The sequence below is a fragment of the Bradyrhizobium sp. CCBAU 25338 genome, assembly GCF_028128965.1.
Taxonomy (GTDB): domain Bacteria; phylum Pseudomonadota; class Alphaproteobacteria; order Rhizobiales; family Xanthobacteraceae; genus Bradyrhizobium; species Bradyrhizobium liaoningense.
Window position 1 is genome coordinate 1 of record NZ_LFKY01000023.1, and the last position, 18,595, is coordinate 18,595.

General features: G+C 59.8%; 11 protein-coding genes and 3 pseudogenes. 7 read left to right on the forward strand and 7 right to left on the reverse strand.

Features of this window, described 5'->3' with window-relative positions:
- Positions 1-5,973, forward strand: a 5,973-nt coding sequence (locus ACM42_RS08640) for an amino acid adenylation domain-containing protein (protein WP_442868909.1), incomplete at its 5' end; no start/stop codon positions are given.
- Positions 5,974-6,095: 122 nt separating this feature from the next.
- Here ACM42_RS08640 and ACM42_RS38665 read toward each other — a convergent pair.
- From ACM42_RS38665 to ACM42_RS08660, 5 genes are all read right to left on the reverse strand, one after another.
- The gene (locus ACM42_RS38665) at positions 6,096-6,266 is read right to left on the reverse strand and encodes a hypothetical protein (protein WP_442868910.1); all 171 of its coding nucleotides are present in this window, start codon (positions 6,264-6,266) and stop codon (positions 6,096-6,098) included.
- Between the two features lie 34 nt (positions 6,267-6,300).
- On the reverse strand, positions 6,301-6,552 hold the full coding sequence (locus ACM42_RS08645; RefSeq protein ID WP_271527538.1) for a hypothetical protein: 252 nt from the start codon (positions 6,550-6,552) through the stop codon (positions 6,301-6,303).
- A gap of 1,034 nt (positions 6,553-7,586) precedes the next feature.
- Positions 7,587-7,763: a hypothetical protein gene (locus tag ACM42_RS08650; protein ID WP_333921538.1), complete on the reverse strand. Its 177-nt coding sequence runs from the start codon at positions 7,761-7,763 to the stop codon at positions 7,587-7,589.
- Positions 7,764-7,865: 102 nt separating this feature from the next.
- Positions 7,866-8,399: a hypothetical protein gene (locus ACM42_RS38490; RefSeq protein ID WP_333921540.1), complete on the reverse strand. Its 534-nt coding sequence runs from the start codon at positions 8,397-8,399 to the stop codon at positions 7,866-7,868.
- A gap of 76 nt (positions 8,400-8,475) precedes the next feature.
- Complete coding sequence (locus ACM42_RS08660; RefSeq protein WP_271527539.1) at positions 8,476-9,159, reverse strand: helix-turn-helix domain-containing protein; 684 nt, start codon at positions 9,157-9,159, stop codon at positions 8,476-8,478.
- Positions 9,160-9,425: 266 nt separating this feature from the next.
- Between ACM42_RS08660 and ACM42_RS08665 the strand changes: the two are divergent.
- Together ACM42_RS08665 and ACM42_RS08670 are read left to right on the forward strand one after the other, a co-directional pair.
- Positions 9,426-10,528, forward strand: a pseudogene (locus ACM42_RS08665) (ISAs1 family transposase).
- A 384-nt stretch (positions 10,529-10,912) separates the two neighbouring features.
- On the forward strand, positions 10,913-11,179 hold the full coding sequence (locus ACM42_RS08670; RefSeq protein ID WP_128948543.1) for a DUF3551 domain-containing protein: 267 nt from the start codon (positions 10,913-10,915) through the stop codon (positions 11,177-11,179).
- A gap of 252 nt (positions 11,180-11,431) precedes the next feature.
- Here the strand turns inward: ACM42_RS08670 and ACM42_RS08675 are convergent, their stop codons facing one another.
- Positions 11,432-11,956 carry a transcriptional regulator, SarA/Rot family gene (locus ACM42_RS08675; RefSeq protein ID WP_271527540.1) on the reverse strand — a complete coding sequence of 175 codons (525 nt, stop codon included), beginning with the start codon at positions 11,954-11,956 and terminating at the stop codon, positions 11,432-11,434.
- Positions 11,957-12,378: 422 nt separating this feature from the next.
- Positions 12,379-12,533 (reverse strand): annotated as a pseudogene (locus tag ACM42_RS08680) (cold-shock protein).
- A 1,689-nt stretch (positions 12,534-14,222) separates the two neighbouring features.
- Here ACM42_RS08680 and ACM42_RS08685 point away from each other — a divergent pair.
- The 4 genes and pseudogenes from ACM42_RS08685 (at position 14,223) to ACM42_RS08700 (ending at position 18,511) form a co-directional block, all read left to right on the forward strand.
- Positions 14,223-14,567: a hypothetical protein gene (locus ACM42_RS08685; protein WP_271527541.1), complete on the forward strand. Its 345-nt coding sequence runs from the start codon at positions 14,223-14,225 to the stop codon at positions 14,565-14,567.
- Between the two features lie 36 nt (positions 14,568-14,603).
- A protein-coding gene (locus ACM42_RS08690; protein ID WP_271527542.1) for an IS3 family transposase occupies positions 14,604-15,739 on the forward strand; the annotation gives its coding sequence in 2 pieces (ribosomal slippage) (positions 14,604-14,862 and positions 14,862-15,739; 1,137 coding nt in all).
- Between the two features lie 403 nt (positions 15,740-16,142).
- Positions 16,143-16,320 (forward strand): annotated as a pseudogene (locus ACM42_RS08695) (Y-family DNA polymerase); the annotation flags it as partial.
- 94 nt (positions 16,321-16,414) lie between these two features.
- Entirely contained in the window at positions 16,415-18,511 is a 2,097-nt protein-coding gene (locus tag ACM42_RS08700; RefSeq protein ID WP_271527543.1) for an AAA family ATPase, read from the forward strand.
- Positions 18,512-18,595 lie beyond the last annotated feature (84 nt).

Below are 18,595 nucleotides of genomic sequence, written 5' to 3' on the forward strand. Positions count from 1 at the left end.
GCCGATGCACAGCAAGAGGTCCACCGGATCGAGCTGCTCTCGACTGCCGAGCGCACGTATCTGCTGGAGGAGCTGAACCGGACGGCGGCGTCGTATCCTACGGAGCGCTGCATCCACGAGCTGTTCGAAGCGCAGGTGCACAGGGCGCCGGATGCGGTGGCGGTGGTCTGCGAAGATGAGCGGCTGAGCTATGCCGAGCTCAATGCGCAGGCCGACCGCCTGGCGCATCACCTGATCGCCCTCGGGGTCAGGCCGGACCAGCCGGTTGCGATCTGCGTTGAGCGCAGTCCGATGATGGTGGTGGGGCTTTTGGCCATCCTGAAAGCCGGCGGGGCGTATGTGCCGCTGGACCCGGCCTATCCGTCGGCGCGGCTGCGCCAGGTGCTCAACGATGCGGTGCCCCGCCTGCTACTGACCGATGTGGCCGGCCGTGCAGCTTTGGGCGCGGATGTGCCGGCCGATGTGAGCGTGGTGGAGCTCGATGCTGCGGCCCCGGCCTGGGCCAACCTGCCGGAAGCGGATCCAGACCCGTGCGCGCTCAGCTTGACCTCTCGCAATCTCGCCTATGTGATCTACACCTCGGGATCCACAGGCACGCCCAAAGGGGCACAGAATGAGCATCGGGCTATCGTTAATCGCCTGATCTGGATGCAGAACGCCTATGGTCTGAAACCAACAGACGTCGTGTTGCAGAAGACGCCATTTAGCTTCGATGTCTCGGCCTGGGAGTTCTTTTGGACTTTGCTTGAAGGGGCAACGCTGGTACTGGCCCCGCCCGGTGCGCACAGAGATCCCGATGCACTGGTCGACTTGATTGTCACCCAGCGCATCACGACGGTTCACTTCGTACCATCCATGCTGGTCAGCTTTTTGGAGGCGAAGAGTGTTGACCGCTGCACATCGCTGCGGCAGGTTTTATGCAGCGGCGAGGCGCTCCCTGCCGCTAGTGTGTATAGGGTTCGGCGCGTATTGCCCTGGACGGCCCTGCACAATCTCTACGGTCCGACTGAGGCCGCGATCGACGTTACATCCTGGAGCTGCCCGGCTGAGTTTGATGAGGCCATCGTCCCGATTGGCCGTCCTATTGCGAACACGCGGGTCTATTTGCTGGATGGTCATGGCGGGCTGGTGCCGTTCGGTGCGGTGGGCGAGCTCTGCATTGGCGGGGCGGGGGTGGCGCGGGGCTACCTGAACCGCCCTGAGCTGACAGCGGAGCGGTTCATCCCCAGTCCCTTTGTCGAGGGCGACCGGCTGTACCGGACCGGCGACCTGGCGCGCTACCTGCCGGACGGCAATCTGGAGTTTTTAGGCCGCAACGACGACCAGGTGAAGCTCCGCGGCTTCCGCATCGAGCCCGGCGAGATCGCGGCGTGGCTTTGCGAGCACCCGTTCGTGCGCGAGGCGGTGGTGGTGGCGCGCGAGGATGGTCGCGGCGAGCAGCACCTCGTTGCGTATGTCGTTGCCGCCGAAGCTGAGGAATCTGATCTTGCCGGCGGTTTGCGGGCGCATGTGAGTGCGGGGCTGCCGGACTACATGGTGCCGAGTGCGTTCGTGCGGCTGGCGGCGCTTCCGCTGACGCTGAACGGTAAGCTCGATCGAAACGCGCTGCCGGCCCCGGGCGACGAGGCGTATGCGCGCCGGACCTACGCGCCGCCACAGGGCGAGATGGAGACGGTGCTGGCGCAGATCTGGGCCGAGCTGCTGGGGCTGGAGCGGGTCGGACGGCACGACAACTTCTTCGAACTGGGAGGGCACTCGCTCTTGGCGGTGCAAATGATCGAGCGTCTACGGCGGCGGTCACTGCGCATCGAGGTGCGCACCTTGTTCGTCAAGCCGGTGCTGGCGGATCTGGCCGCAAGCCTGGGCCGCCATCACGAGGTGGCGGTCCCTGCCAACCTGATCAGCGAACAGAGTACGGCGATCACGCCAGAGATGTTGCCGCTGATCGAGCTGGCGCAGGACGAGATCGACCGGATCCTCGCCACAGTGCCCGGCGGGGTCGGCAACATCCAGGACATTTATGGCTTGTCGCCGCTGCAGGACGGCATCCTGTTCCATCATTTGCTAGCGGCAAAGGGCGATCCGTACCTGCTGGTGTCGCAGATGGCGTTTGCCGACCGTGGGCTGCTCGAGCGCTATCTTGCCGCGGTCCAGCGGGTGGTGGATCGGCATGACATCCTGCGTACCTCGTTCGTCTGGGAGGGGTTGTCGCGGCCGGCGCAGGTGGTGTGGCGGAAGGCGCAACTGGAGGTGACCGAGGTCGAGCTGGACGGGTCTGCTGGTCCTGGCGCCGCGCAGCTTAAGGATCGATTTGACCCGCGTCGGCACCGCATCGAGCTTGGCCGAGCGCCACTACTGCGGTTTGTGATTGCGCGCGAGCCCGATAGCGCGCGCTGGCTGCTGCTGGAGCTGCAGCATCATCTGATCGGGGATCACACGACGCGGGACGTGATGCATGCTGAGGTCCGGGCCGAGCTGGAGGGGCGCCAGCATGAGCTGACGGCGCCGCAGCCATTCCGCAATCTGGTGGCCCAGGCGCACCTACGCCGTGATGCCAAGGCTGATGAAGCGTTCTTTCGGGAGCTGCTGGCCGACATCGACGAGCCGACCATGCCCTTCGGCTTGAGCGAGGTGCGCGGCGACGGCGGCGGGGTACGTGAGGCTCATCGGATGCTGCCGTCAGTGCTCCATGCGCGGCTGCGCGAACAGGCGCGGCGGCTGGGCGTCAGTCTGGCGAGCCTGTGCCATCTGGCGTGGGGACAGGTGGTGGCGCGCAGCAGCGGCCGCGAGCAGGTGGTGTTCGGCACGGTGCTGTTAGGCCGCTTGCAGGGCAGCGCCGGCGCCGACCGCGCCATGGGGCTGTTCATCAACACCCTGCCGCTGCGGCTTGATCTTGATGGGACCGCCGTCGAGGCGAGCGTGCGGACCACGCACGCCCGCCTGGCCGAGCTGCTGGCACATGAGCATGCCTCGCTGGCGCTGGCGCAGCGCTGCAGCGCTATTGCGGCGTCGGCGCCGCTGTTCAGCACGCTGTTGAACTATCGTCACAACACGGCGCCGGCTGTGCCCGGCTCCGGGACGGATAATGTCTTGTCGGGCATGGAATGGCTGGGCGGGGAGGAACGCACCAACTATCCCCTGACCCTGTCGGTGGAGGATTTTGGCGAGGCGCTGGGCCTCACTGTGCAGGTGGCGGAGCCAATCTCGGCGGATCGGATCTGCGGCTACATGCAGCGGGTGCTCGAGCAACTGGCAGAGGCGCTGGAGCATGCCCCGGATACGCCGGTACGCAAGCTCGACATCTTGCCGGCTGAGGAGCGCACCTATCTGCTCGAGGATCTGAACCGGACGGAAGAGGCCTATCCATCAGAGCAGTGCGTCCATGAGCTGTTCGAGGCGCAGGTGCAAAAGGCGCCGGATGCGGTGGCGCTGGTCTGCGCAAACGAGCGGCTGAGCTATGGCGAGCTCAACGCGCGGGCCAACCGGCTGGCGCATCTTCTGATCGAGCTTGGGGTCAAGCCGGACCAGCCGGTGGCAATCTGCCTCGAACGCAGCCTCATGATGATGGTTGGCATCTTGGCGATCCTGAAGGCGGGCGGTGCCTATCTGCCGCTGGACCCAGCCTATCCCAGTGAGCGGCTGCGGCAGGTTGTCAACGATGCCGCGCCGCGCCTGCTGCTTTGCGACGTCGTCGGTCGCGCAGCACTCGGCCCCGAAGTGCTGACCGATGTCACGGTCATTGATCTGGAGACGGGCACGCCCGCGTGGGCCGAACGGCCGGCTTCGAACCCGGACCGGCACACGCTTGGCCTCACATCGGGCCATCTCGCTTATGTGATCTACACCTCAGGCTCAACCGGAACCCCAAAGGGGGTCATGGTCCAGCATCAAGGATTGGTTAATCTGCTGTGGGCTCAACTCGGCCTCTTTGGCGCTTCTTCCAACAGCCGAGTCGTGCAGTTCGCCTCCATTGCTTTTGATGCAAGCGCTTGGGAGCTTGTTATGGCGTTTGGCTCCGGAGCCGCTTTGCACTTGCCCGCGGAAGAGATCCGTCAAGCGAGTAACAAGCTATCGGATTATCTCCAAAGCGAAGCCATCACCCACGCGACATTGCCCCCAGCGTTGCTTCAGACAAATCCGGAATGTTTGGCTGTGCAAGTTCTCATTCTTGCTGGAGAGCTGCCGAAGCCAGAACTCATCCGAAGTCTGGCTCCAGCATCAATGGTTAATGCTTATGGCCCGACCGAGACAACAGTCTGCGCGACGATCTGGCCTTGCCCGGCTGATTTCAATGGGTCGGTGGTCCCGATCGGGCGCCCAATCGCCAACACGCGGGTGTACTTGCTGGACGGCCATGGCGCGCCCGTGCCGTTCGGCGCGGTCGGCGAGCTTTACATTGGTGGGGCGGGGGTGGCGCGGGGCTACCTCAACCGCCCTGAGCTGACCGCCGAACGCTTCATCGCCAGTCCCTTTGTCGAGGGCGATCGGCTGTACCGGACCGGCGACCTTGCACGTTATCTACCGGACGGCAATCTTGAGTTCCTGGGCCGCAACGACGATCAGGTGAAGATCCGCGGCTACCGCATCGAGCCGGGCGAGATCGTCGCGCGGCTTTGCGAGCACGCCTGGGTGCGCGAGGCGGTGGTGGTGGCGCGCCAGAACGGCGCCGGCGACAAGCATCTGATCGCCTATGTGGTCTGCGCGCCCGAGGCCGGCGCGGACGAGGGCGACGGAGGCGGGGTTGCGGGCACCTTGCGGGCGCACTTGAGTGCGCGGCTGCCGGACTACATGGTGCCGAGTGCGTTCGTGCGGCTGGCGGCGCTTCCGCTCACGGTGAACGGCAAGCTCGATCGGAATGCGCTGCCGTCGCCGTCCGATCAGGCCTATGCCCTGGCGGCCTACCAGTCGCCGCAAGGTGCGGTCGAGACGGCGCTGGCGCAGATCTGGGCCGAGCTTCTTGGTGTCGAGCGCATCGGGCGCAACGACCACTTCTTCGAACTGGGCGGCCACTCGCTCTTGGCCGTACAGATGCTCGGTCGAGCATCAAATCTTGGGCTGAGTTTTAGCGCCACCGACCTCTTCCGCGCACCTGTTCTGAAGGACCTCGCATCGAAGATTCGTTTGCAAGTGCAGCCCAGTCACTCGGCGGTGATTTCCGTTCGACCGAACGGATCGCAGCCACCGCTCTTCTTTGTCCCGACAGGCTTTGGCGATTGTTCGTATGTCCTCGGTTTGGCGGCGGAAATGGATGCAGACTGCCCGGTCTACGCTCTGCCATGGCCGCATTTCGATGACGTTCGTCCACCGACTCTTGAGGCGATGGCCGCGGAGGTGATTGTTGCGATTAAACAGATCCAGCCACGGGGCCCATACCGCTTTGCTGGATACTCATCAGGTGCAATCCTGGCGTATGCAATTGCCGAGCAGTTACTGAGTGTTGATGAAGTTGTGTCATTCATGGCGTTCATCGATGTCAGTCTACCTTCGGCTTCTTCAAACGGATCACTGAAGAATTTGGCGCGAGAATTTGTTTTGGATCGTTGTGGGATCTTGCGCGATGAATATCGCGAGGTTTTAGAACGCGACACGGAACAATGTTCCATCTCTGAGTTGCTCGAAAAGGCGCAGCAAACAGGAGCGTTAGCTCCAGATCACGATCTTCACAGTGACGTTTCGACGTATGAAAGAGCCGCGGCATTTCACCGGGCGCTACAATCGTATCGCATTCCGTCGCTCCCAATTGAAATATACCAGTTTTATGCCAGTGAGCCTCTTAGTCGTTGGGTACCGCCTGACAAGCAATCTGGTCGCGATGCAAACCTGCCAAAGCTTGGCTGGGACCTGGTCGTCGATGCGGGGGCCATTCATGCGATACCTGTTCCAGGCAACCATGTGACAATGGTGAGCAATCCAGAAAACCGCCAAGCTCTCGCTCGAGCCATTTCAACGGCCCTTATCGGGACTCTTGAATAGACTCAAAGATTTTCTCCGAAGGCTCAGGTTCGAAGTTTAGTTTCTAGACTAGCCCCAAATATCCATCCCACAAGACAGAACAGGAGTAGATTTGCGGGTAATCGTACCCGACGATGTTCCATTCAGCGACCGAGAACCGATTGCGGAAATCCTTGTCCCTGCGCTGCCGGACGCGGCAGCCGTTCCAGTGTCTTGTTTAGGTCGTAAGAAAAGAAGCCGGTCACACCGCCCTGAGAAGATCGCAGCGACGCTGCTGCCGATTGTGGGAGAGGAGCGCGCGGAGAGCGTCCCATGGACCGCCGTCGAGAGCCTCACCGTCGTGTCGGTTCACCTGATGATACCGAGACCGTCTTTCACGGTGAGTGTGCCTTGGCAAGCAATATGGTACTTGCGCCCAACAACAGGCATCTCGTCAGCCTGGGAGAATGACGGCACGTTGATCGATAGCTCTTTTACGAGAACTTCCTCATATCCGCCATCTCTCTCCATGATCACGCGCCACCTCCATTCGCCGCCCGGGCTTTCGTCCGCCATTGTGCTGTAGCGAAGGCGAATCAAAGTACTCATTGAAGTGCTCATCGAGATGATCTCCGACCCCATAGGCCGAAGGAAGCCATTGCCTATCCCAAACGAGGGCGAGCAGGTCGTCAAGCCCAGGAAGCCTCTCCGATGTTAGCGCACTCTTTGGGCGGTTCAACTTAGCTGCTCGAAGCGTCCGTCCAATACATACAAACGTTTGTGCGGGGCCGGTTTGGTAGATGGCTCCAAAAGAGCGCGTGGCACGACGCCGGCAACTCCGGGGACAGCCCTGATTGCAATTGCCGGTTTTCGCTCTCATTCAAATGTTGGAAATGACTGCGCAGGTGCCGTCCAATTCGTTGCGCCCGATCGCCTGGTAGCTTTGAAAGCAGGTGAGTACGACACGATCGAATGGCTGAACCAGTCCGAGCTTGCAAAGCGGCTCCAGGCTTTGCGAGCAGATCATGCCGCGTGCCGCGTGCCGCGTGCCGCCTGCCGCGCGATACCGGACCATCTATGCTTGCCGGCGCCCAACCGAAAACAGCCCTGGTTCAGACGGAGAGCCGTGGGAGCATTCCGTCGGGCCGCATTCCTGCCACCCATAATCCGCAAGTCAGGCGCTACTCCGGACGGACAGTGCTGCCCTCCAAGAAGTGCCCGGATGTTTCCGGCACGGAGCGCCTCTCGCCATTCCATTTGAGGCCATGCATCGGCAACTCGAATATGGGAGCGGCACCATCTGAAGCCGGAAAGGCTGTTCGAGTCGATCATCAAAAGATACCAATTTGATATCCGTGACGGCGGCCAATTTATCCGTGACGATGAAGGTGTCGAGCTGGACATAACGAAGCTGCGCGCGAAGAGGCGACTACTACGCTCTCAGAGATGGCGCGCGAATAGGCCAGAAGCAGGCCGCATCACCGCGTGGCAATTGAAGTTCGCGATGATCATGGACCTGTCTTGCAGGCGAGCGTTAGCTTCGCGGTGAAACCACTCGAGCGACTTGAAAGGCTTCGGCAGGAATCGAAACAAAAAGTGGGGTGCCGACCCGGACAATTGGGATCCATCACGCCGTAAGGCTCGCAAGCGTTACGCTACTGGTCCTTGGTCAGTGTAGTATTTCGCGCGGTCACCTGCCCTGGCGACAGGCCGACGAGCTCCTCGTACAAACGAGGATCGGTCGCGCCCTCGGTGTTGATCAGGAAGACCTGCGCATCTGGTCCAAGACCGATCTTTTCCCGCAGGCTCTGGTCGGAAGCAACCTTCAGCAAGCCCGCGAGACCGACACCGCCGCTCTCGCCTGCGACAACGGCTGGGTCGCCGTGCCTAGGATTCGCAAGCCGCAGTTTACAGGCCAGGTCTGTCCGCCGACCTCACCGCTGATCCAGTGTAGATGCGCTGCTGCCATGAAGATCGGATGCTCCATCGCGAAAGCCGATGCTTGCCGGGGACCAGCATCCTACGGATCGCACGCGCGAGGCGGCCGAAATCCTCAAACAGTAGAAGGTCAACGCACTGTGAGCGAGGTCAAGAGTGGCCTTCGGTAGTTCCAACGTGTCGAGATCGGCAATCCGATACGTGATGGCGCCGTCCGCTGTGTCCGCTCTTGCTCGCGCGATCGTTCGAAGCCGCGCGCCATCCAAAGAAAGAATCTGCGGCACAAAAAATGGTCCGCAAAGTCGCGGCGACAAATGCATAGCTTGGATGCCATCAAGGGCGCGCGTAAACCTGAGTGCATTCCATTCGAGATCGAAACGGCGGTCGAGGCTATCGCAATGGTTTGCCGTCGTCACCGGCATCGGCTCAAGAGCCTGTATGATCCGGCAGTGTTTACCGGCACCGCCCGAAGGCACATCGCAGCGTTCGGGACACTCGATGGCTGATTGGTTGCCCCCCGGAGGTGACATCAATCTATTCCTGAAGGCGGTAGTTGCTGCGCGGGCGATCCTAACCGCGACCGAAGGTTTTCAGGCCCTCCGCATCTTAGCTTTGCAGGTCAAGGCTCGCGAGCCGCTGCCGGTCCAGAATCACAATCTCGCGTTGGGTGTTGCCGATGAAATCGAGGACGCCATCAGTGTGCAATTGCGACACTGCACGCGAAACGGTCTCGACGGTCAAACCAAGGTAATCGGCGATGTCGCGCCGAGACATTGGGAGCGAGATCACGTCAGCAGCCGCGAGTCGTTCATCCATCTCGTACAAGAACGCGGCAACGCGCTCCAGAGCAGTTTTACGTCCGAGCAGCAGCATATGGTCTTCGGCGTGTTGCAAGTTATTCGTCGTCAAGCTGAGCAAGGTGCGCCAGACAACCCCGTCATTCTCGGCGGCCGTCTCGAGGTGTTGGCGCCTGATCAGGCGAACAGTGGTTTGGATGATCGCTTCCGCCGTCAATCGGCGGACTCCGCCGTTCTCGAGTCCAAAAATATCACCCGGCAAATGAAATGCGCCAATCTGGCGCCGCCCATCGGAGAGTAATTTGTAGGTCCGTACCGCGCCTTTCCTGACCTGATAGACGTACTCGGCTGGCTCACTCTCGATGTAGATGGTTTTAGCTTTCTTGTAAGTGAATTCACTCAAGCTGACGATCGGATTCGAGCCGCTCGATATGCCGAGCTCACTGAGCGAATTGATTCGGGATCTATGGTCTGTGGTGATGCTCACGAACATGGTCCGACACTCCTGAAACAGAACATGCGAAGCGAATAGGAGCCTCGCGAATCGATCCGGCGCAATCTATGGATGTCATTGTAACAAGCGGCTACGAAGTGAAGAAGTGGTGTCGTTGTGACGCAGTGCGTGCGCACCAGTTGAGGTGACGCAATGTGTGGCCTCCGGTCGACGTGCAGGGGAATCGCATATGGATTTTTCTGGCCTATTGCATTGGAGAGCAAGAGAGATTCTGAAGACGACTCCCGAATCATGGAGGGGGTCGGATGCGCAGATTTGCGAGGGCTTTTCGTCAATTGCCGGACCCGCGCGCGGCCAATGCCAAGCACGATCTGCTGGAGGTCTTGGTCATCGCGCTGGCGGCCACGCTGTGCGGAGCAGAGTCGTGCTCGGACATGGCGGACTTCGGAGAGGCGAAGGAAGAGCTGTTGCGGCTTTTCCTACGCCTGGAGCATGGCGTGCCGAGCCACGACACGTTCAGCCGCGTGTTCCGCCTACTCAACCGGAGGCCTTCGAGAAGACATTCCGTCGCTTCATGGCGGCCTTCGCCAAGGCCAATGGGCTCAAACTCACGGGGGTGGTGGCCGTCGATGGCAAGGCGCTGCGCGGCGCCTACGAACACGGCGGGAAGGCCACGCCGCTGCATCTGGTCAATGTCTTCGCGGTGGAAGCCCGCATGGCCTTGGCCCAGCAGAAAGCGCCCGGTCGCAACGAGACGGCCGGCGCCTTGGAAGTGCTGGAGCTTCTCAATCTGGGGGGCTGCATCGTCACCGCCGATGCGCTGCATTGCAGCCGCGCCTTTGCCAGCGCCGTGCTGCAACGAGGCGGCGATTACGCCCTTGTGGTCAAGGCCAACCGCGGCCCCTTGTTCAAGGCGGTTACGCAGCAGTTTGCGCGGTCGGGCAAGCGCAGCAGTGCTGCACAGATCGAGCCTTCCAGCCACGATCGGCGCGAAGCGCGGCAGGCCACCGTCATGCGCAACACCAGCCTGGCGAGACACCACCGCTTTCCTGGAGTTGTCGCAGTGGGGCGCGTCACCTCGCGCAGGCGCCCGCGGGGCACGCCAGCCGACACGCCAGTCGTGCGCTACTATCTCCTCTCCAAATACATCTCGCCCAAGCGGCTGCTGCACGTCACCCGCAGCCATTGGGGCATCGAGAACCAGCTTCATTGGGTGCTCGACGTTCATTTCGCCGAGGATGGCAATCGTGCCCGAAAGGACAATGCCCCCGAGAACCTCGCCATCCTGCGCAGGCTTGCCCTCAACATCCTGCGATCTCACCCCGACCGCGCCTCGATCCGGCGCAAAATCAAGCGCTCCGGCTGGGACGATGCCTTCCTTCTCAGCATGCTCGGCCATATGCGATAGCCCTGGGTCGACGTGGGGGCCCCGCAACACCCGTCGGAGCGAACGAAGCGATCGATAATCGACTGCTATACGAGTGTTCTGCTGCGCAAAGGAGCCAAGTCGCGCTTGAAAGATGCGTTTCACTGCGGAGTATCTTTGAAAGGCGGCTTCGGATTGCGAGTGAGTGTGTCCTGGACCAAGGACGGGCGCGGATAATCGGCTCCGGCCCTCTTATTGCCCCACCCTGATATCAACGTCTGCTCAAGTGCCCCCGTCGAGGCTCTGCCACGGGTGATTGTCTTGCTGACAATGGTCCAACTGGACCCGACACCGGCAATTGACTAAGATCAAACCATCTAATTCGGATACTCTATCCTTCAGCGAATTAAGGAGGCAAGAGATCTCATGCGTTACCTTCTCGCGACTGGAATCCTAGCACTTCCTATCCTCGTTAGCTTTGGATCAGGTTCGACCGCTGCTTCACGGGTTCATTCGTACACCCCACCGGCGCGCCAAGACGTTTATTGCCTGCAGGGCCGAGCCTGGGGATATCCGGGCAACTGCCAGTTCTCGACCTACAGTCAGTGCATGGCTACCGCATCCGGCACCTATGCCTATTGCGGTATCAATCCGATCTACGCCTTCGAGCGACAGGGAAGGCAATTGCGCTGAGGCGAACGTCGTCAGGTCAGCCAAGCAGCTTTGGATGGACGTGCGCGCCGTTCAGACTCTTGTCGCGGTTCGCTCGACCCCAACCGGTGAATCGGCTGATTGGGCCGTCTGTTCGACTGCGCCCGGTGCCGTGCTTGCATCTGGACGGCAATACCCGCTCCCGGGGCGGGGCGACACTGTTAGAAACGAATCTTCTGGCTCAGATGGTCTCTCGGAAGATAGCAGAAGGCCCGCGTTCTTCCCAGTACTGTCTCAATCTGTCTCAGAGTTCAGCGCGGCGTGCAGCCGAGCCTTCTCCAACCGAGACCTGAGTCCACTCAAACAGGCCGCCAGTTTGGCGAACTCCTGAATGCTGAGATAATCAAAGACAAACTGTTCAAGCTCGTCCTGCTGCCTTGCAATGCTCGCAAGGCTCTTGCGAGCGATGTCCGTGAGCGACAAAAGGACGTACCTGGCATCATTCATGTCAGATTTCCGGCGCACGAACCGCTTACTCTCGAGCTCCTTCGATTGCTTGGTGATGAAACCCGACTCAACTCTCATCAGCTTCGCGACGGCATTGACGGGAACACCATACTCTTCTTCCAGCTCCGTCAGAGCCATCAAGATCATCATTTGCGGACCAGTAATGCCAAGCGCATTCGCGTGGTAGGACCGAAGATCGTCAAGACATATGTCGATTGATCTGATCTCCCATGTAAAACGCCTGAGTAGATCCTGGCTGGCGCGTGGCTCCTTCCGGGAGCGTGTTGCTAATGCAGGCAGCTTGGGTGGCATCTGATCTCAGGAGCTCCATCCTCAAAATATTGCTTGCTGGCTGGGTGGCTCAGCAAAGAGGACCGATCCTCGCTGATCACTTTGACGCCCAAAGCGCCCGATCAATCAGGCGCCACAGCCAGTCCATTCGTTCCGGTTCGATTTATGAGGATATCACCCAGCGCCGGCTTCGAGTGTACCACGCAAATTCGCAAAATCGTTGCGATTAAATCCGTCAAAAACTCGATTGTCTCCGCCGGATTTATGTCCACCGCCGCCCTTATGCGCATTTGAGCTGCAATGGAGCGCGAGAACGTGAGCAGCGAGGCACCAAAGCCGGCTTTGCAGCTCTTACTTTGGAAGCAGGCACGGCAGCCTGTGCACCTCGTATTGTGGTGGCTTGGTCCTTAGAGAACCATGTCTTCCCTCGCCGCGAAAAAAGGTCATCCTATACGCAGATTGTCTGCGGACACTTTGCCGGAGCTGCCGGTCTTGCGCTCGAAGCTGATCCGGGCCCCCTCAGCAAGGAGGTGTATCCGGCCTTCTCGACTGACCTGATGTGCACGGCTACGTCGGCTTCGCCATCATCGGGCTTAATAAATCCCTAACCCTTTGTCGCGCTGAACCACTTCACAATACCGGTTGCCACTACAATGTCTCCGTCTCAAACAACCGCGATCTAAGTATGGTTTGCGAAGGCATCAGGCCGGTGCGGGGGGGCAATGTTGCTCCAGCACGATATGGAGCAACATCGTCGCCGGGCGTGAGCTTTACGGATGAGCTAGGTGGAACGCCCATCGCGCGCCCTTAGCCGCTTTCGGCGGAGGTGCCGGCGACTGGCACTGTGACCTTGTCGGCCCGGCGCAAGCGCGGGAAGCTTACTTGCAAGGGGGGGCTCAGCCATGCCTTCGAGCGTTCGCGCCTGAGAGTCAGGTACGCTCTTCTGTTCCAGAAGAGCAAGAAAGGCCCGGCCTTTGTCCGTTATGATCCATTGTCCGGGTTCTCGCGTAACCAGTCCTTGTCCGAAAATATTGAGGTCCGGCGCCCGCGCCGCCAATCGCTTCGTACGATCCGTCCACTCCGGACCGCTGGTGTAGAACACCGCCAGGTAATCCTTTAGGACGGGAAGGCTCGCCCGGCCGTCCGGTTGGCCGGCGAGAATCTTAAGTATCGAGACCTGAAAACTCACTTTCTCCAACCAAACGGGTTAGCACCAAAGCCGCAAATCTTAGCGGCACCTGCCGGACCCGCGCTCGACTTTAGAACAAGAACACTCAAAACAAATGCTGGTGCGGATCCGGCAGATGGGGCGCGAGTTTAGGCCGTCCTTGTCGGGCTGGGGAGGCCCTTTGATCCTATTCCTCGCTCGTTCCTGCATGGCTGTCGGGCCCTCAAGCATCGAACCTGCCTGATCATGGACAGCTCAAAGCTTGGCACAACGGAATTTGCGCCTCTCAAAGAGACAGGTTTCGAGGACGAGTAGTCCGATCTAGTGTCGTCGCGTCCATACGCGTGTGAATGGATGCCCAAAGGTGTTCGCCAAATCGCAATTCGGATCTCAAGCCTGATAGGATTTGAGGTGACGTTGGCTGCTCTTATCTCGCATTCAGGAAAGGATTGCGGCGCATATGCGCCAGTTCATGCTGGATCTCGGCGCCGCTTCACTTCGCGGCCCTGCATCCGCAAGCCCGTCGGCCTAAGCAGCCGGACCGGAGCCATGATCGGTCGGTAAGCTGCCCGGTCGAAAGTCCGATCTCAAAACGCGAAAAGGCGATTGCTGACAGCGATGGCGGGACTTCCGGCGAGCTTGCGCTCAGCATCGTACCTCGCCCGCAGTTCTTGACTGAGGCTGACTCCGACGACGAAGGCGAGGCCGTGTGGCGGAATTTCGTACTCGAAGCCGTCGAGGAGACGGTGGCGCTGCTGCGGCGCTCAGGGATAGGACACCTACGCGTACCTGTACGCCCCGACGAGCATGAGCGTCATGCCCGCCTTCATGGTGCCCCCCCGCCAAAGGAGCCTCAACGGAGAGGGTGTGAGAGGGCTCGCGTAAACCTTGGCTATAAGGGGTCGCGGACTGCGCTAGATTGGTGCCTGTGAGGGGTAGCCCGGTGGAACAATTTTTGTGCAAAATGTGCCCTGCTTCTTCGGGGCGCACTTCAAGGGAATAGGGTCCTTAACGTCGTGAACGTTAACAGAGATCTGAAGCGAAACTCGGTATCGGTGGTTGCGCCTCGAGTATGAGGCCGGCGATTCGGGCGGTCGCCCGTGATGGAGGTAGGTCCCTATGGTGCGGCTCGACCTCAACTATGTCTGGGAAGCAGAAGCCGGTTCCTGTTGTGCTGCGCCGAACTGGGCTGGCGAACGGCTTCGGGCGCGGTTGCCATTTGCTGCCGACAACAGGCAATGGCTACAGAACGGGCGACGAACGCCGCCTGAGTGGATCGGCGGGACAGAGGCCTATTGGGAGCTGCCGAAATCCTGGTTCAATGACTGCGTCGATCGGGCACTGCAGCGCTACGGCAAAGTCTATATCATCCAGCCTTACCGCGAACAGGAGATCTGCGCGCGGGTGTGCCAGAGAGCTGGCTCCGGAATTGTGGACAGCGCGGTAAGTGGAGTTTCTGCCTGACGGCGGGCAAGATTGACCCGCGAATCAGGAGAGACGATGAGCAGACGAACCCGTCGGCACCACGCACCGGCATTCAAGGCGAAGGTGGCGTTAGCCGCGATCAAGGGCGAGATGACGCTGGCCCAGCTGGCTGAGCATTTCGACGTGCACCCGAACCAGATCACGCAGTGGAAGGCCCAGCTTCAGGAAGCGGCGGCCGATGTATTCGGTCCTGGCGGAGGCAACCGAATGAGCGAGCCCGCGGTGGACGTGAAAGCGCTGCACGCCAAGATCGGGAAGCTGACCTTGGAGAACGATTTTTTAGAAGGCGCGCTCAGCAAAGCCGGCCTGCTGAGCGCAAAGCGATGATCGATCGTGAGCACAATCTGCCGATTACCAGGCAGGCGGAAGTTTTGAAGATCAGCCGTGGCAGTGTCTATTATCTACCACGTCCCGTGCCGCCCGCCGACCTCGCAATCATGCAACGGCTCGACCGGCTGCATCTGGAGTTTCCTTTCGCCGGTTCGCGAATGTTGCGAGATCTGCTGGCTGCCGAGGGCAGCAAGATCGGCCGCCGGCATGTCAAAACGCTGATGCGGCGGATGGGGATAGAGGCGCTCTACCGCCGGCCGCGCACCACCAAGCCCGAGCCTGGACACAAGATCTATCCATATCTGCTGCGCGGCATGGAGATCACGCGCCCGAACCAGGTCTGGGCGATGGACATCACCTACATCCCGATGGCGCGGGGCTTCGTGTACCTGGCTGTTGTCCTCGACTGGGCGACCCGTCGGGTGCTGTCGTGGCGCGTCTCGATCACGATGGAAGCCGCATTCTGCGTCGAGACGCTGGAGGATGCTCTCGCTCGCCACGGCAAGCCGGACATCTTCAACACCGACCAGGGCTCGCAGTTCACTGGCGCGGCGTTCACCGGCGTGCTCGCCAGCCACGGCATCGCCATCAGCATGGACGGCCGGGGCGCCTGGCGCGACAACGTGTTCGTCGAGCGGCTGTGGCGCAGTGTCAAATATGAGGAGGTTTATCTGCGCGCCTACGACACCGTGTCCGACGCCCGCGCCTCGATCGGCCGATACCTCGACTTTTACAATGGCCGGCGTCCTCACTCGAGCCTTGACGGCGGCACCCCGGATCAAGCTTACTTCAACCCGCTGCCGTTCCGCGCGGCAGCTTAATTTTGGCGGAAGCTCCACTCATCGACGCGGAATTGCTGTTTAGACAACCGGGACCACCTCACAGGAAGCACACGGGCACGAATGCCAGTGCTCCTGTATGGGTGCCAATCATGGCATTGGCAACGACGGCAGCTGGTTCGAGGTCTCCGACACCTTCTCGATGCGCTGGGCCGGGCGCGAGCTCGCCTGTCGTCTGCTGACGGCCCGATAAGGAAGAATGCCCGATTAGACGCTGACGTCATCGGGCAGCGGAGCACCTAAAGACACTTGTTCGATGGACGCCCAGCGCCTTCGACAAGACTGCGCGCTATCAAGGGTAATTCCTGGACTGATCGCGGCACACCACCCACCCTGATCGGCGCGTCGGTTTCGGGCCTGCCAGCGCAAAGTCATCCACATCGACATGGACGCCTTCTACCTGCTCTGTCGAGCAACGGGATATTCCGGACCTGCGCGGAAAACCGGTCGCAATAGGCGGTTCGGCCGAGCTCGGCGTCATAGCCGCTGCGAGCTATGAAGCCCGTGGGTACGATCTGCTATATCGTCGGTTACAGCCGCGGCGGCGGCAAACTCCGCCGATAACTTTGAGTTTTCTTGGGGATTGAGTTTATCTGCTGCGCGCAAGTCGGAGCTTTTGGTCCATAGTCCTCCTCTCTGGAACCGGAGCACGTTGGCATGACCCAGCTAACTATTGTCATCACTAACTGTAACAGCGTGGATCGTGCCGAAATCAACGTACTGAAAGGTACGCTCAACATCAAATACGGGCCAAACGGCCTTGGCAAAAGTACCTTGGCAAAGGCCGTTGTCAGCCAAATTCGCCGAGATGGTACGCTCGGTGACCTCATGCCCTTCAAAAGCCGAGGCAAGGCGGACGCACCGCCGCCGTCTGTGCAGGGTATTGATGGTCTAGCTTCCGCCCTTGTCTTCGATGAGGATTACGTCCAGCAGTTCGTTTTCCAGAAAGACGAAGTCCTTAAGAACAGCTTCGACATCTTCATCAAAACCCCCGACTATGTCGTTGCGATGGACGCCATCGACGTTCTGCTGGCTGGCGTGAAGCAGACGCTCACCAACAATACAGAAATCGAGCAGACCATTTCCGATTTCAAGGAATTGCGGGATGCGTTCGGCAAATCGAAGCCCGGCAACATTCCGAAGAACAGCAAGATTCATAAAGCGTTCGGCACCGGTAATAAGACCGAAAATATTCCTGAGGCACTGAAGCCCTTCGAGACTTTTATCAAAAGCCAGGAGCCGTCCAAGTGGATCAGCTGGCAGATCAAAGGCAACGAGTATCTAAAGCTGGGCGACAATTGTCCCTATTGCGCCACCCCGCTTGTTGGTGAGGGGCAGAAAGACGCAGCCCTCGCAGTCGAGAAGGAATTCGACGCCACAGCGGTCGGCCACCTCAATGCGCTCAAGGCGGTCATCGAAAGGCTCGGCAAATATTTCAGCGAGAAGTGCTGCGAGAATCTGCAGAAGGTAACGAAAACCAAGATTGACCTGACCGCCGCCGAGGTAAGTTTCCTTACGAGCCTCAAGGCCGAGATCGACGGCATGATCACCCAGCTGGAAGGTCTCCGGGCCATCTCCTTTTTCTCTCTGCGAGACGTGGACCAAATCCGTGAGAAGATCACCCCGCTGAAGATCGACCTGGCGCTCATGGACAAGCTCGATTCCCCAGGGACCCGGAGCATCATAGATCCTGTCAATGCGCAGCTTGAAGACCTGCTTACGAAGGTTGGCGACCTGACCGGAAAGGTCAATAAGCACAAGGCGAAGATCAAGAAGGCGATAGAGGCCAACCAAGTCAGCATCAACTCGTTCCTGAAGTCCGCCGGGTACAAATACGTCGTTGAGATCGTTCCGGAGGAACAATCCTACAAAATGAAGCTGGTGCACCAGGATCTGGCCGGTCATCTGGAAGCTGCGTCCAAGCATCTGAGCTACGGCGAAAAGAACGCCTTCGCCCTGGTTCTTTTTATGCACCAAGTGCTGAGCGAAAGTCCGGATTTGGTGGTACTGGACGACCCCATTTCGTCGTTCGATAAGAGCAAGAAGTTCGCCATCCTGCACGAGCTGTTCCAGGGCAAGGCTAGCCTGAGAGGGCGGACCACGCTTTTGCTGACCCACGACATCGAGCCCGCCATCGATGTTATCAAAAGTACCAAGGAGGTGTTTCAGGGGGCAAAACCATCGGCATCTTTTCTTTCTTCGCGCGGCGGCATTGTGAAAGAAGTGCCGATCGCAAGGGAAGACATCCAGACCTTTGCCAGGGTCTGCAGGGCTAACATCGCCGCGCTGCAGGACCCGATCCTGCAGGCCATTTATCTCCGGCGCGATTATGAACTGCGTGATGAAGTGGGCGTGGAGTACAATCTGTTGGCAAGCCTATTCAAGGGCCGCGTCGTTCCCACGCTGCAGACGGCAACTGAAAACCGGAACATGACCCCGGAAGAGAAACAGGCAGCAGAGGAAAGTATCCGAAAAGAGCACCTACCAGGGTTCAGCTATGATGCGCTGGTCGCCGAGGTGAACGACGCGAACGCCATCCGCGCCAAATTCGCGGCCACGGATGTCGGCTACGAGAAAATCCAGCTGTTCCGGATTTTCAACATCGAACACGACGATGATGTGATCCGGAAATTTATAAACGAGTCGTACCACATCGAGAATGAGTACGTGATGCAGCTCAATCCGCATAAGTTCGAGAGCATCCCCGAGTATGTTATTGATGAATGCGTTCGCATGCTGCCACCTATCCAATAGACCTTGCGGAGTTGACCGGTGCTAGCAATTCATTGACATCGACCTCGAAAAGCTCATTGCTGATCGCGAGAAGCCTTAGGGGTA

What these genes read in the sequence shown, in the direction of transcription:
- ACM42_RS08670 (WP_128948543.1), top strand. Translation starts at nt 10,913, where the DNA reads ATGCGTTACCTTCTCGCGACTGGAATCCTAGCACTTCCTATCCTCGTT.
- ACM42_RS08675 (WP_271527540.1), bottom strand. Translation starts at nt 11,956, where the DNA reads ATGCCACCCAAGCTGCCTGCATTAGCAACACGCTCCCGGAAGGAGCCA.
- ACM42_RS08645 (WP_271527538.1), bottom strand. Translation starts at nt 6,552, where the DNA reads ATGAGCACTTCAATGAGTACTTTGATTCGCCTTCGCTACAGCACAATG.
- ACM42_RS38665 (WP_442868910.1), bottom strand. Translation starts at nt 6,266, where the DNA reads ATGGGACGCTCTCCGCGCGCTCCTCTCCCACAATCGGCAGCAGCGTCG.
- ACM42_RS38490 (WP_333921540.1), bottom strand. Translation starts at nt 8,399, where the DNA reads ATGTCACCTCCGGGGGGCAACCAATCAGCCATCGAGTGTCCCGAACGC.
- ACM42_RS08700 (WP_271527543.1), top strand. Translation starts at nt 16,415, where the DNA reads ATGACCCAGCTAACTATTGTCATCACTAACTGTAACAGCGTGGATCGT.
- ACM42_RS08660 (WP_271527539.1), bottom strand. Translation starts at nt 9,159, where the DNA reads ATGTTCGTGAGCATCACCACAGACCATAGATCCCGAATCAATTCGCTC.
- ACM42_RS08685 (WP_271527541.1), top strand. Translation starts at nt 14,223, where the DNA reads ATGGTGCGGCTCGACCTCAACTATGTCTGGGAAGCAGAAGCCGGTTCC.